Raw genomic sequence first — 13,790 nt, forward strand, 5'->3', positions numbered from 1 at the left:
GTGCAGGGCATGGCGCGACCTGACGGGCGAGGGCCCTCTCAACTCCGACCGGTGACCCTGACCCGGGGCTGGAGCACCCATCCGGAGGGCTCGGTGCTCGTCGAGTTCGGCGGCACCCGGGTGCTCTGCACGGCGAGCGTCACCGAGGGCGTGCCCCGCTGGCGCAAGGGCTCCGGGCTCGGCTGGGTGACCGCCGAGTACGCGATGCTGCCCCGGGCCACCAACACCCGCTCGGACCGGGAGAGCGTCAAGGGCCGCGTCGGTGGCCGTACCCACGAGATCTCCCGCCTGATCGGGCGCAGCCTGCGCGCGAGCATCGACCTCAAGGCGCTCGGCGAGAACTCGATCGTGCTCGACTGCGACGTGCTCCAGGCCGACGGCGGCACGCGCACGGCTGCGATCACCGGCGCGTACGTGGCGCTGCACGACGCGGTGGGCTGGCTGGCCGCCCGCAAGGCGTTGGCCGGCAAGCCGGAGAAGGTGATGCACCGGTCGGTGGCGGCGGTCAGCGTCGGGATCGTCGCCGGCGAGGCGCGACTGGACCTCTGCTACGAGGAGGACGTGGCCGCCGAGGTGGACATGAACGTGGTGTGCACCGGCGCGGGCGACTTCGTCGAGGTGCAGGGCACCGGCGAGGCGGGCGTGTTCGCCCGCGACCAGCTCGACAGCCTGCTCGACCTGGCCGTGGCCGGGTGCGCGGATCTGGCCGAAGCCCAGCGGAAGGCACTCTCGTGAGCGCGAGGAGTGAGCTTGCGAGCCCCGCAGTCGCGAACGAAGGTGGTTCCGCATGAACAAGGTCCTGCTGGCCACCCGTAACCGTAAGAAGCTGGTGGAGCTTCAGCGGATCCTGGACGGCGCGCTCGGCGCGCACCGGATCGCCCTGCTCGGCCTCGACGACGTCGACGAGTACCCGGAGCTGCCGGAGACCGGCCTCACCTTCGGCGAGAACGCGCTGATCAAGGCGCGGGAGGGCTGCCGGCGTACGGGGCTGCCGACGATCGCCGACGACTCCGGGCTCGCCGTGGACGCGCTGAACGGGATGCCGGGCGTGTTCAGCGCCCGCTGGTCCGGTCGGCACGGCGACGACGGGGCCAACCTCCGCCTGGTGCTCGACCAGATCGCCGACGTGCCGGACGAGCACCGGGCCGGGTCCTTCGTCTGCACGGTGGCGCTGGTGCTGCCCGGCGGCAAGGAGCACCTGGTCGACGGCCGGCAGTCCGGTCGGGTGCTGCGCGCGCCGCGCGGCGACGGCGGGTTCGGCTACGACCCGATCTTCCTTGGCGACGGGCAGGACCGGACCAACGCCGAGCTGACCCCGCAGGAGAAGGACGCGGTCAGCCACCGGGGCAAGGCGCTGCGGGAGCTGGCCAAGCTCGTCGCGAAGGTGCTGCCGCCCGCCGCCTGACGGTCGCGGAGGTGCTGCCGCCCGCCGCCTGACCCGCGGCGGACGACAGCGACCCGCGAAGGTCAGCCCAGTGGGCCGACCTCCCGTTCGATGGCGGCGCGTAGCTCCGGCCCGGCCAGCACCGCGCGGGCGGCCTCCAGCACCGGGGCGAGGAACACGTCCGGGCCGGGTTCGCCAGCCGCCGTGCCCAGGGCGACCACGGCGGCCCGGCCGGCCGGCGACGGCACCAGCGGCGCGCGCAGTTGCAACCCGCGTACGCCGGCCAGCAACTCCACCGCGAGCAGACTGGTGAGGTTGTCCAACACGGTCCGCAGCTTCTTGGCCGCCGCCCAGCCCATCGAGACGTGGTCCTCCTGCATGCCGCTGGTGGGCAGCGAGTCCACCGAGGCGGGGGCGGCGAGCCGACGGTTCTCCGCGACGATCCCGGCCGCCGTGTACTGGGCGATCATCAGGCCGGAGTTGACCCCGGCGTCGGGAGAGAGGAACGCGGGCAGTTCCCGGGAGCGGGTGACGTCCAGCAGCCGGTCCACCCGCCGCTCGGCGATCGCGCCCACCTCGGCAGCGGCGATGGCGAGGAAGTCGGCGGCGAAGCCCAGCGGCGCGCCATGGAAGTTTCCGGTGGATTCGACCCGGCCGTCGGGCAGCACCACCGGGTTGTCCACGACCGACACCAGTTCCCGGGCCGCGACCGTGCGGACGAAGTCCAGGGTGTCCCGGGCCGCGCCGGCCACCTGCGGCGCGCAGCGCATCGAGTACGCGTCCTGCACGGCGTGCGCCAGGTCGTCGCGATGCGAGTCCATGACGCGGGAGTCCTGCAACAGCCGGTGGATGTTCGCCGCCGACGCCGCCTGGCCGGGATGCGGACGGATGGCGTGCAGCTCGGGCAGGAACGGCCGCTCCGAGCCGAGCATCGCCTCGATGGCCAGCGCGGCGGTCACGTCCGCCATGGCGAACAGGTGCGCCGCGTCGTGGATGGCCAGCAGCAGCATGCCGAGCATGCCGTCGGTGCCGTTGATCAGCGCCAGCCCCTCCTTGGCGGCCAGCTCGATCGGCTTGAGCCCGGCGGCGGTCAACGCGTCGGCGGCGTCCTGCCGCTCGCCGGCCGGGCCGAGCACCCAGCCCTCACCGAGCAGCACCAACGCGCAGTGCGCCAACGGCGCGAGGTCGCCGGAGGCGCCCAGCGAACCATGCTCCGGCACCCACGGGGTGATGTCGTGGTTGAGCAGGTCGACGAGCGCCTCGGCGACCTGCGGGCGGACCCCGGAGCGGCCCAGGGCGAGCGAGCGGACCCGCAGCAGCATCATGGCCCGCACCACTTCGCGCGGCATCGGGGCGCCCACCCCGGCGGCGTGCGAGCGAATCAGCGCGTGTTGCAGCTCGGCCCGCCGCTCCGGCGCGACGAACGTGTTGGCGAGCGCGCCGAACCCGGTCGACACGCCGTACACGGGCCGCCCGGCGGCCTCGATGCCGTCCACGATCGCGCGGCTGGTCGCCATCGCGTCGCGGGTGGCCGGGTCGAGGGTCACCGTCGCGGTGCCGCGCGCGACCGCGAGGACGTCGTCGGCGGTGATACCGGTGGGTTGAATGATCACGGTCGTCACTGTGGAACTCCGTTGCGTATTACCTGGTGGATCAGGGGGACACCGGGCCGGTAGGCCAGGTGCAGGTACGACGGCGCGTCCAGGACGACCAGGTCGGCCCGTGCGCCGGGGGTGAGCACGCCGACGTCGTCGCGGCGCAGGGCCCGTGCGCCGCCGGCGGTCGCCGCCCACAGCGCCTCCGCCGGGGTCATCCGCATCTCCCGGACGGCGAGGGCGATGCAGAACGGCATCGACGAGGTGTACGACGAGCCGGGGTTGCAGTCCGTCGCCAGGGCCACGGTGACTCCGGCGTCGAGCAGCCGGCGGGCGTCCGGGTACGGCGAGCGGGTGGAGAATTCGGCACCGGGCAGCAGGGTGGCGACCGTGCGGGTGCCCGACCCGTCGCTGTGGGCCGTGCCGGCGAGCGCGTCGATGTCGGCGTCGGACAGGTGGGTGCAGTGGTCCACGCTTGCCGCGTCCAGCTCCACCCCGAGCTGCACACCCGGGCCGGGGCCGAGCTGGTTGGCGTGCAGCCGTACGCCCAGCCCGGCGGCCTGCCCGCAGGCGAGGATGGCGCGGGCGTGGTCCACGTCGAAGGCACCCCGCTCGCAGAAGACGTCGATCCACTTCGCGTGCGGCGCGGCGGCGGCCAGCATCGGCCCGCAGACCAGTCCGACGTAGTCGTCGGGGCGGTCGGCGTACTCGGCGGGCACCACGTGGGCACCCAGGAAGGTGGCGTCCTCGGTGAACTCGGCGGCGATCCGCAGCGAACGGGCCTCGTCGGCGACGGTCAGCCCGTACCCACTCTTGATCTCGATGGTCGTGGTGCCCTGGCGCAGCGCCTCCCCGCGCAGCCGGCGCACGGTGGCCCGCAGCTCGTCGTCGCTGGCGGCCCGGGTCGCGCCGACAGTGGTCCGGATGCCACCGCCGGTGTAGGGCTCGCCGGCCATCCGGGCGGCGAACTCGGCGGCCCGGTCCCCGGCGAAGACCAGGTGCGCGTGGCTGTCCACGAAGCCGGGCAGTACGGCGGCGCCAGCGGCGTCGATCCGCCGGTCGGCGGCCGGCGCGTACGCGGCCGGCCCGACCCAGGCCACCCGGCCCTCCTCGATCAGCACGGCCGCCTCGCGGCGGATGCCCAGCGGGCCCTCGCCGACGCCGTTGGTGACCAGCTCGCCGATGTTGTCCACCAGCAGAGCGCTCATGAGCGGATCACCGCCTCGATCGACGCCGACAGTTCGGCCGGCACGTCGACGCTCAGGTGCCGGCCCTCGGCCACCACCACGCGGCCGTCCACCACGACCTGGTCGACGTCGGCCGCCCCGGCTGCGAAGAACGCCCCCACCGGCGGCACCCCGGCGGTGCGGGCGCTGTCGAGTCGTACCGTGACCAGGTCGGCGCGGGCGCCCACGGCGATCCGCCCGGCGTCGGCCCAGCCCAGCGCCGCGTGCCCGGCAGCGGTCGCCATGGTCAGCAGGCCCGCCGGCGTGAAGTGGCCGCGCCGGCGGGTGCGCAGCCGCTCGTCCAGCTCCACCGCCCGGGCCTCCTCGAACAGGTCGATCACGGCGTGGCTGTCGCTGCCCAGGCTCAGCCGGATCCCCGCGTCGGCCATCCGCCGGGCCGGGCCGATGCCGTCGGCGAGGTCGCGTTCGGTGGTGGGGCAGAGGCACACCCCGGTCCGGCTGTCGGCGAGCAGCGTCAGGTCTCCGCTGGTCGGGTGGGTGGCGTGCACGGCGGTGGTCTCCGGCCCGAGCACGCCGTGCTGGGCGAGCAGCGCGGTGGGCGTACGCCCGTGCACGGCCCGGCACTCGTCGTTCTCGGCGGGCTGCTCGGAGAGGTGTACGTGCAGCGGTGCGCGCCGCTCCCGGGCCCAGTCGGCGACCGCGCGCAACTGCTCCGCCGGGACCGCCCGCACCGAGTGCACGGCCGCGCCCACCCGGGCGTGCGAGTCCGCCGGCTGGAACGCCGACACCCGCTGCGCCCAGCGGACCGCGTCGCCGTCGCCGAAGCGCCGCTGCGGCCCCGCGAGCGGCCGGCCGTCCACCCCGGCGCTCAGGTAGCAGGCGTCCAGCAGGGTGAGCCGGATACCGGCGTGCGCGGCGGCCTCGACAAGCGCCGCGCCCATCGCGTTCGGGTCGTCGTACGCGCCGCCGTCGGGTCGATGGTGCAGGTAGTGGAACTCGCCGACGCAGGTGATCCCCGCGAGGGCCATCTCGGCGTAGACGGCGCGGGCCAGCGCCAGGTAGGTGTCCGGGTCCAGCCGGTCCGCCACCGCGTACATCCGGTCCCGCCAGCTGAAGAAGTCGCCCCGGCCGCCGTGGGTACGCCCGCGCAGAGCCCGGTGGAAGGCGTGCGAGTGCACGTTCGCGAGGCCGGGCAGGGTCAGGCCGGGCAGCGGCACCGCGTCGGCGTACACGTCCACACCGGCGCTCGGCCGACCGGGCGCGGCCAACGCGGTCACACCGGTGATCACCCCTGCGTCCGTCTCGATGAGCACGTCGGGCGTGGGCTGGGCGAGATTGGGCAGCCAGGCGTACTCGGCGAGCCAGCGGGTCGGGGTCAGCGGCATGTCAGCTCCTCCAGCACGCGGGCCAGCGCGCGCACCCCGGCGGCGCAGTCGTCGTCGGTCGCGGCCTCGGCGGGGGAGTGCGACACCCCGGTCGGGTTGCGCACGAAGAGCATCGCGGTGGGCAGGTGCGCGGCGAGCACCCCGGCGTCGTGCCCCGCGCCGGTCGGCAGCACCGGCGCGTCGAGCAGCGCGGCCAGGCGTCTGGCCAGCCCGCCGTCGAAGGCGACCAGCGGGGTCACCGACTCCTCGGTGACGGTCACCTCCGTACCGTCGCGGCGGGCCCGCTCGGTGAGCTTGCCCCGGACCGCGTCGACCAGCCCGGCCAGCGTCTCGGGGTCGGCGGCGCGGGCGTCCAGCCAGCCGGTCACCTTCGACGGAATGGCGTTGGTGGCGTTGGGCTCGACGGCGACCCGGCCCACGGTGGCGTGCGCGCCGCGCAGCCGGGCCTCCTTGTTGGCCGCCAGCACCGTGAACGCGTAGGTGAGCATCGGGTCGCGGCGGTCGGCCATCCGGGTCGTACCCGCGTGGTTGCCCTCGCCGACCACTTCGAAGCGCCAGCGGCCGTGCGGCCAGATCGCGCTGGCCACACCGACCGGAGCGTCCGTGTCGATCAGCGCGCGGCCCTGCTCGACGTGCAGTTCCACGAAGGCGCCGAACCGGCCCAGCAGCTCCGGTCGGGCGCCCGCCGGCCGGGCGCCGAGCGCGTCGGCGAAGCTCACCCCGGCCGCGTCGCGCAGGCCGGCCGCGCGGTCGGCCGCCAGCGCGCCGGTGAGCAGCCGCGACCCCAGACAGGGTACGCCGAAACGGGCGCCTTCCTCCTCGACGAACGCGCCCAGCACCAGCGGTCGGACGGGGGTGACGCCGGCGGCGCGTAGCTCGTCCACGGCCAGGAACGCGCTGACGATGCCGAGCGGCCCGTCGTACGCCCCGCCGTGCGGCACCGAGTCGAAGTGGCTGCCGGTCAGCACCGCGTCGGAGCCCTCGGGGTCGCCCCAGTGGGCGAACAGGTTGCCGTTGCCGTCCTCGGTGACCGGCAGGCCCCGCCGCTGTGCCTGCGCACGGAACCAGGACCGCAGCTCCTGCTCCGGCTCGGTCAACGCGTAGCGCAGGTAGCCGCCGCTGCCGGCGTCCCGTCCGACCGGCGTGATCTCGTCCCACAGCGCCCGGAACCGGCCGGGAAGGTGGTCCGTCACGAGTTGCCACCCTCGGCCATCGGCACCCGTACCCCGGTGCGCTCGGCGACTTCGCGGGCGCTGTCGTAGCCGGCGTCGGCGTGCCGGATGACGCCCATCGCCGGGTCGTTGGTGAGCACCCGCTCGATCTTCTGCCCCGCGAGTGCGGTGCCGTCGGCCACGCAGACCTGCCCGGCGTGGATCGACCGCCCGATGCCGACGCCACCGCCGTGGTGGATCGACACCCACGACGCGCCGCTGGCCGTGTTGACAAGCGCGTTGAGCAGCGGCCAGTCGGCGATGGCGTCGGAGCCGTCGGCCATCCCCTCGGTCTCCCGGTACGGGCTGGCGACGCTGCCGGTGTCCAGGTGGTCGCGGCCGATCACCACCGGGGCGGAGAGTTCACCGGAGGCGACCATGTCGTTGAACCGCACACCCGCCCGGTCCCGTTCGCCCTGACCGAGCCAGCAGATCCGGGCCGGCAGGCCCTGGAAGGCGACCCGCTCGCCGGCCAGCTTGATCCACCGGGCCAGCGACTCGTTCTCCGGGAACAGGTCCAGGATGGCCCGGTCGGTGGCCGCGATGTCGGCCGGGTCGCCGGAGAGCGCCGCCCACCGGAACGGGCCCCTGCCCTCGCAGAACAGCGGCCGGATGTACGCGGGCACGAAACCGGGGAAGTCGAAGGCCCGCTGGTAGCCGCCGAGCTGCGCCTCGCCCCGGATCGAGTTGCCGTAGTCGAACACCTCGGCGCCGGCGTCGAGGAAGCCCACCATCGCCTCGACGTGCTTCGCCATCGACGCTCGGGCCCGGTCGGTGAACTCGGCCGGCTTCGCTGCGGCGTAGTCGCGGGCGTCGGCCAGCTCGACCCCCACCGGGAGGTACGCCAGCGGGTCGTGCGCGCTGGTCTGGTCGGTCACGATGTCGATCTCGACGCCCCGGCTGAGCAGCTCGGGAAAGACCTCGGCGGCATTGCCGACGACGCCGACGCTCAACGCCCGCCGGTCCCGCTTCGCCGCGAGGGCCCGCTCGACGGCGTCGTCCAGCGAGTCGGCGACCTCGTCCAGGTAGCGGTCGTGCACGCGACGGTCGAGCCGGGTGCGATCCACGTCCACGATCAGGCAGACGCCGTCGTTCATGGTGACCGCGAGGGGCTGCGCGCCACCCATTCCGCCGCAGCCGGCGGTCAGCGTCAGCGTGCCGGCGAGACTTCCTCCGAACCTCTTGGCGGCCACCGCCGCGAACGTCTCGTAGGTGCCCTGGAGGATGCCCTGGGTGCCGATGTAGATCCACGATCCGGCGGTCATCTGCCCGTACATGGTCAGGCCGAGCTGTTCGAGGCGGCGGAACTCCGGCCAGGTCGCCCAGTCACCGACCAGGTTCGAGTTGGCCAGCAGCACCCGGGGCGCCCACTCGTGGGTGCGCATGACCCCGACCGGGCGGCCCGACTGCACCAGCATCGTCTCGTCCTCGCGCAGGTCGGTCAGCGTACGGACCAACGCGTGGTACGACGGCCAGTCCCGTGCCGCCTTGCCGGTGCCGCCGTAGACGACCAGGTCGTCGGGGCGTTCGGCCACCTCCGGGTCGAGGTTGTTCATCAGCATCCGCAGGGCGGCCTCCTGCTGCCACCCGCGGGTGGTGAGCTGGCTGCCCCGTGCGGCACGGATGGGCTGGGTCATCTGCGGTCTCCTCCGGTCAACCGAGGAACAACTGTCGGCGGGCCGCGGAGGCTTCGAACGCCTCCAGACGGCGTTGGGTGTCGGCCGGCGCGGCGTCGCAGATCGCCTGCAACAGCACCATGGCCAGGGTCATCGGGGCGGTGTGCAGGTCGAAGACGAGCTGGGCGCCGACGGCGGCCGGCAGCAGCACGTCGGCGTGTTCGGCGGCCGGGCTGACCGGCGAGTCGGTGATCGCCACGACGGTCAGCCCGGCGGCACGCGCGTCGCGCAGCGCGTCCAGGGTCTCCCGGGGATAGCGGGGCAGCACGAAGGCGAGCACGGCGGACGCCCCGGCCTCGGCGGCCTGCTCCAGGCGGTCGGTGAGCAGGCTGCCGCCGTCGTCGAGCACCCGTACGTCCGGGTGCACCTTGGCGGCGAAGTAGGCGAAATACGCGGCCAGCGGCGCGGCGGCGCGCAGGCCGAGCACCGGCAGCGGGCGGCTGGTCGCGAGCAGCCGCCCGGTCTCGGCGATCCGGTCGGTGTCGGCGAGCTGACCGGCCAGCCGGTCCAGGTTGCCCATCTCGGCGCGTACCGCCTGCTGGAGCTCGTTGCTGGCGTCCGTCGGCCCGCCGGGCGTCGTGCTGGTGAGGTCGCGCAGCCGGCGGCGCAACGCCGGATAGCCGTCGTGGCCGAGCGCGACGGCGAACCGGGTGACCGAGGGCTGGCTGACCCCGGCCAGTTCGGCGACCTCCGCCGCGGAGAGGTACGCCACGGCCGGGGCGTGTTGCACGAGACAGTGCGCGATCCGACGCTGGGTCGGGGTGAGCCGTACGCCGTCGAACAGGTTGAACACCTGTTCGGCCGACGCCTGGACCGCTCCGTCATTCACTCCGCGACTGTATGCATGAAAACTTTCACGAAGCAAGTAGTGGCTCGATCACCGGCGGATGCCGGCCGAGGAGGGTCAGGTGTGCGAATGGCCGGTACTATCCGCACGGCGGTACAACGGAGGAGTGCGCATGCAGCCGGAAGGCCCCTACAGGTTCACCCACGCGCTCGGCGGGTCTCCGGTGGGGAAGGCGTGGGCCGCGATCGACGAGCAGGGCCGGTTCGTCACAGTGGCGGTGCTCGACGCCACTGTGGCCGCAGCGCCAGGCTGGCGCGAGTCCTTTGCCGGAGTCGCCGATTCGCTGGCGCAGGCTCCGGGTGGGCCGGCCTACACGTACGCCGACTTCTCGGCCGACGCCCCCTGGGTGGCGTACCCGGCCGAGGCGGGTGCCGGGGCCGAAAAGCTGTTCCGGGCCCTCGGCGTCGAATACACCCCCGCTCCGACGGCTGCGCCGCCCACGTCCGCCCCGCCGTCGGTGTCCGCCCCGCCCGTGTCGAGCCCGCCGCAGCCGGTCTCCGCTGTGCCGCAGGCCCCGTGGGCAGTGCAGACAGGTCCCGTCCCCGGCAAGTTGGTGTCCGCGATCCCGCACCCGATCTCCGGCGTACCCATTTCGCCGGCCGAGGTGACGTCGGCGCCACCCGCCCCGGTGATGTCGGCACCTCCCGCGCCGGTGAACTCGGCACCACCCGACACCTACAGCCACGGTCCGACGAACGCCGACCTGTTCGCCTCGCCAGTGCGTCGCATCACCCCCTCCGCACCGCCCAAACGGCGGACCGGCCTCTGGGTCGGAGCCGCAGCGCTGGTACTGGTGGTGCTGGCGGGCGGGGGCGGCCTCGTCGCCTGGGCCGGCCGGGCTGACGACGACAACCCGGCCGACCTGAACGCCGCTGCCACCGCCACCGCCACCGCCGAATCGCCACCGATGCCTACCGCCCCGCCACAGTCGCCGGGAATCGAGCCGCCGCACGGAGGCAAGTGGCCGGCACAGTGGCCGGGGTTCACCGAACGGGACAACGTGCGGACGCTGACCGGCCTCGAAGGGCTCGGGTTCCCGGTGAAGGTTCCGATGGACTGGTCCTGCACACTTGCCGGTCAGGCCGAGGGGTTCGTCAAGTACAACTGCGGCATGACAGCCTCCGGGGGGTCGCCGATCGGTGGTGAGCTGATCGTTCGGAACTGCCCTGAGCCGTGTGACGAGCAACGCCAGACCACGATGCGGATGAGCGAGGAGGCGTGGGGCGCGCGGTGGATCCGCAGCGGGCAGTACGCCACCTACGCCGAGGCGCTCATCAACGCCGACGGCGAGCAGCGGCACGCCCTGGTCGTCGTCGCCTACTTCCGCAGCGGGGACGGTGTCGTCGACCGGCAGCTCGTGCTCCGCATGACCAGCCCGGTGCCGGAGGCCCAGCAACTGCGCCGGGTCGCCACCTACCTGCGGGACGTCGTGGTCTTCTGAACCTGCCGTGGATACGCGTGCCGACCGGCACGCGTATCCACGTAAATCGCACTCAGCGCCGGGCTTCGGCGATCCAGTCCGTCATACGCGCGGCGAACTGCTGCTCGGAGAACGCGGCGGCATGTGCCCGGATGCGCTCCGGCGACAGTTCCGGCAGGCGGTGGACCAGCGGTACGAAGCTGCGTGGGTCGACGGAGTCGACGAGGAAGCCGGTCTCGCCGTTGTTGACGGTCTCCAATAGACCGCCGCGGCGCAGACCCAGCACCGGGGTACCGCAGGCCTGTGCCTCGACCGGGATTATGCCGAAGTCCTCATGGACCGGGAACAGCAGCGCCCGCGCACCCCAGTAGAGCTGGCGCAGCCGCTCCTTCGAGGGGCGTACCTCGAACGTCACCGCCACCCGGGCTCGCTCGGCGGCGTGGCGGAGCGCGGTCTCCTCGGGACCCGAGCCGGCGATGACCACCGGCAGACCGGCCGCCTCGGCGATCTGAATGATCAGGTCGAAGTTCTTGTACGGGATCCACCGCCCGACCCCGAGCAGGTAGTCGCGGGACTGGCTCTGGTCTGCAGCAGGCGCGGCAGCGAAGTAGTCGACGTCCACCGGAGGGTTGATGACGACCGCGTCGCGTCGCCAGTACCGGGCGATCCGGGCACGCACCTCCTCGGAGTTCGCGGCGTACCCGTGCACGTGGCGGCTGAGCCGCACATCGGCGGTCTGCAGCACACGCCGCGGCAGGGTCAGCAGCGGGTTGGAGCCCCGCCCGTCGAAGTTCGGGCTCCAGATGTATCGGGCGGGGGAGTGCACGTAGCTCAGGTACCGGGTGTGTTCCGTCGAGCCGAGCCGTACGGTGTGGGCGAACGCGTGGCTGGACGAGATGACGAGGTCGAACCGCTCCCGGCTGAGGGTCCGCCAGACCAGCGGCATCAACGGCAGCGCGCCTGCCTTCGTACGGCGCAACGGTGTCTGCGCCAACCAAGATTCCCGCAGGTTGGGCTCGACGGCGTCGTGGTCCTTCCACAACACGAAGCGCTCAGCCTCCGGCAGCAGGTTGCTGATCTGCCGGAAGACGTTCTCGGAGCCGCCGGTCGCCCCGAACCACTCGTGCACGAGCGCCACCCGCCTGCTCGTCAGATGGTCGAGCGGGCGCGTCCCGTCGGCCTCAGGATGGGCGGAAAGATCGTCTACCACTGGTTGCTCCTCATGCCGTGGGGACGCCGGCGTCCGGCCGTACCGGCCAGCCGAGATGGTCGCTGCTCGCCTGTTGCGCTCTGATCTGCGCGTAGCCCTACTGCAACCTCCGGCGCAGCACCCGGGCGGCGACGAAATGCGGCGCGAAGCCCGCCTCCACGAACTGGATGATGGGCCGGACCTGCGAGTACTCCGCGGAAAGAGCAGCGATCATCCACTGTACGTAGATGAGAACGATTCGCTTGTACGTCAACCTGTACCACACGACGACCGCGAAAAGCAGGTAGATCTTCAGTTCGACGGGACAGGGGTCGAGTCGCCGGATTCGTTGGCCGGCTGCGGTGCTTCCCGCTCCGAGGTGTCGTCCATGCCGGTCACCAGGCCGGTGTGCATCGCCATCGGGTCCTCACTTGATCGCCACCAGGCCGTCCTGCTGAGGCTCGTCCGTGCCGTGGCCGAGCTTCTTCAGGACGAACGACAGGAACGTACGCCGAAGCGAGGGCACGGCCGTTACGTAGCCCACCCAGATCAGCAGGATGGCCACGCACGATGCGATGAGGCGTAGCGGCCCGGCGCCGGCCAGCAGATATCCGGCTACTGCGGCGACGGCCGCGCCGGGCAGCGCGAGGGCGAGCAGGCGTGTGCTGTAGCCCAGCACCGACAGCCACCTCGCCGAGATGAGGAACATCAGGACGCCGCCGATCGAGGACGCCGCGCCGATCGTGAAGGCCCCCCACTGCCTGTACAGCAGGAGGTTCACGGCGATCGGAATGCCGAAGGACAGCGCCATCACGATCGCGACCTGGAAGTTGGCCCCTCGGGCGTTCAGCACTTTTACGAAGGTGTAGCCGAGGACGTGTGCCCAGATCCCGAGCGCGAAGCCCATGAGCAGCACCGACGAGACGTCCACGGCCCGCTCGTCGAACTGGCCTCGGGCATAAAGAAGGGTGACGATCCCCCGGCTGTTCAGCGACAGGATCAGGGCGAGGGGCACGGCCACCAGGATCACCGGCGGGATCAGTCGGCCGAGCCCGTCACCCACCTCATCGGCCTTCATGCGGGCGAACGACGCCAGGCCGGCCAGACCCAGCGGGGCGGCGAGCAGGGCCATGCACGAGTCGACCACGAAGCGTGCGTACTCGGTGGCCGCTACCACCTCGACGCCGAGCAGCGAGCCGACGGCCCGCTCGACCGCGATCGAGCCCTGCAGGATCACGGGAATCAGCAGCAGTGGCCGCAGGCGCCGCCAGAACATCCCGAGGGCCACCTTGGCGGCCGCCCGATCCGGGCGGTGCGAACCAGTGTCGTCGCCTCCGTGCAGGTAGCCCTGACGGCGGATCCAGTAGGCGCCCCAACCCCACAGCACGATGTACGGCACCGTGAAGCCCCACGCCAGCACGGAAACGTGCCCGGTCCTCCAGGCGATCACCGTGGCGAGGATCAGCCCGACGCTCTGGCACGAGGGCCGCAGGTTGATCAGGCGGACGTCGTCGTTGGCCAGGCCGACCAGGGTGTTGAGGTTGTACAGGACGTAGAACGGAACCCCTAGCGCGGCGATGCCGAGCATGGTCGCGGCGATGTCCGCCGTGTGCGGATCCAGCCCCGGCCCCAGGAGCCCAACCCACAGGTCCCGCCCGAAGATCAGCGCCACGGCCAGAAGCAGGGAGAAGACGGCCAACAGCAGGTGCACCGCACGGTGCAATGTCCGCGCCATCGCCGGCCGCTCCTGGCGGTACTGCACGTACAGGGGAAGGAATCCCGCAGTCAGCGCGTCGGCGGTGAAGAAGTTGATCGGAACCAACGTCGCAGTCAGCGCGATACGGTTGGCTGCCACCACCCGCCCCGCCCCGAAGAGCGCGGCCAGCAGCACCTCGC

At 72.6% G+C, this 13,790-nt stretch carries 11 protein-coding genes; 3 read left to right on the forward strand and 8 right to left on the reverse strand.

Features of this window, described 5'->3' with window-relative positions:
- The first annotated feature begins 9 nt into the window (after nucleotides 1-9).
- Nucleotides 10-735, forward strand: a complete 726-nt coding sequence (rph, locus tag ACFYPH_RS04435) for a ribonuclease PH (RefSeq protein WP_363940576.1) — start codon at nucleotides 10-12, stop codon at nucleotides 733-735.
- Between the two features lie 52 nt (nucleotides 736-787).
- Nucleotides 788-1,405: an RdgB/HAM1 family non-canonical purine NTP pyrophosphatase gene (gene rdgB / locus ACFYPH_RS04440; protein WP_387178872.1), complete on the forward strand. Its 618-nt coding sequence runs from the start codon at nucleotides 788-790 to the stop codon at nucleotides 1,403-1,405.
- 62 nt (nucleotides 1,406-1,467) lie between these two features.
- On the opposite strand, the gene hutH is transcribed toward rdgB, so the two are convergent.
- The 6 genes from hutH to ACFYPH_RS04470 are packed head-to-tail and all read right to left on the reverse strand — an operon-like array spanning nucleotide 1,468 to nucleotide 9,267.
- On the reverse strand, nucleotides 1,468-3,006 hold the full coding sequence (gene hutH, locus ACFYPH_RS04445) for a histidine ammonia-lyase (protein WP_387178875.1): 1,539 nt from the start codon (nucleotides 3,004-3,006) through the stop codon (nucleotides 1,468-1,470).
- Nucleotides 3,003-4,187 (reverse strand): imidazolonepropionase, encoded by a 1,185-nt coding sequence (gene hutI, locus ACFYPH_RS04450; RefSeq protein ID WP_387178878.1) that lies wholly within the window; start codon nucleotides 4,185-4,187, stop codon nucleotides 3,003-3,005. Before hutI ends, hutH begins: the two co-directional genes overlap by 4 nt.
- A complete protein-coding gene (locus ACFYPH_RS04455; protein ID WP_387178881.1) occupies nucleotides 4,184-5,551 on the reverse strand; it encodes a formimidoylglutamate deiminase in 1,368 nt (455 codons plus the stop codon). The genes hutI and ACFYPH_RS04455 overlap by 4 nt, the downstream gene beginning before the upstream one ends.
- Nucleotides 5,542-6,744 carry an allantoate amidohydrolase gene (locus tag ACFYPH_RS04460; protein WP_387178884.1) on the reverse strand — a complete coding sequence of 401 codons (1,203 nt, stop codon included), beginning with the start codon at nucleotides 6,742-6,744 and terminating at the stop codon, nucleotides 5,542-5,544. Before ACFYPH_RS04460 ends, ACFYPH_RS04455 begins: the two co-directional genes overlap by 10 nt.
- Nucleotides 6,741-8,399 (reverse strand): urocanate hydratase, encoded by a 1,659-nt coding sequence (hutU, locus tag ACFYPH_RS04465; protein WP_387178887.1) that lies wholly within the window; start codon nucleotides 8,397-8,399, stop codon nucleotides 6,741-6,743. The genes ACFYPH_RS04460 and hutU overlap by 4 nt, the downstream gene beginning before the upstream one ends.
- 16 nt (nucleotides 8,400-8,415) lie before the next feature.
- A complete protein-coding gene (locus ACFYPH_RS04470; RefSeq protein WP_387178890.1) occupies nucleotides 8,416-9,267 on the reverse strand; it encodes a MurR/RpiR family transcriptional regulator in 852 nt (283 codons plus the stop codon).
- A gap of 130 nt (nucleotides 9,268-9,397) precedes the next feature.
- Here ACFYPH_RS04470 and ACFYPH_RS04475 point away from each other — a divergent pair, with 130 nt between their 5' ends.
- Nucleotides 9,398-10,726, forward strand: a complete 1,329-nt coding sequence (locus ACFYPH_RS04475; protein ID WP_387178893.1) for a hypothetical protein — start codon at nucleotides 9,398-9,400, stop codon at nucleotides 10,724-10,726.
- Nucleotides 10,727-10,778: 52 nt separating this feature from the next.
- Here the strand turns inward: ACFYPH_RS04475 and ACFYPH_RS04480 are convergent, their stop codons facing one another.
- Complete coding sequence (locus ACFYPH_RS04480; protein ID WP_354855142.1) at nucleotides 10,779-11,843, reverse strand: glycosyltransferase; 1,065 nt, start codon at nucleotides 11,841-11,843, stop codon at nucleotides 10,779-10,781.
- Nucleotides 11,844-12,321: 478 nt separating this feature from the next.
- Nucleotides 12,322-13,785, reverse strand: a complete 1,464-nt coding sequence (locus ACFYPH_RS04485; protein ID WP_355066928.1) for a lipid II flippase MurJ — start codon at nucleotides 13,783-13,785, stop codon at nucleotides 12,322-12,324.
- Nucleotides 13,786-13,790: the final 5 nt, after the last annotated feature.

This window comes from Micromonospora sp. NPDC005252, from assembly GCF_042872475.1.
Taxonomy (GTDB): Bacteria; Actinomycetota; Actinomycetes; order Mycobacteriales; family Micromonosporaceae; genus Micromonospora.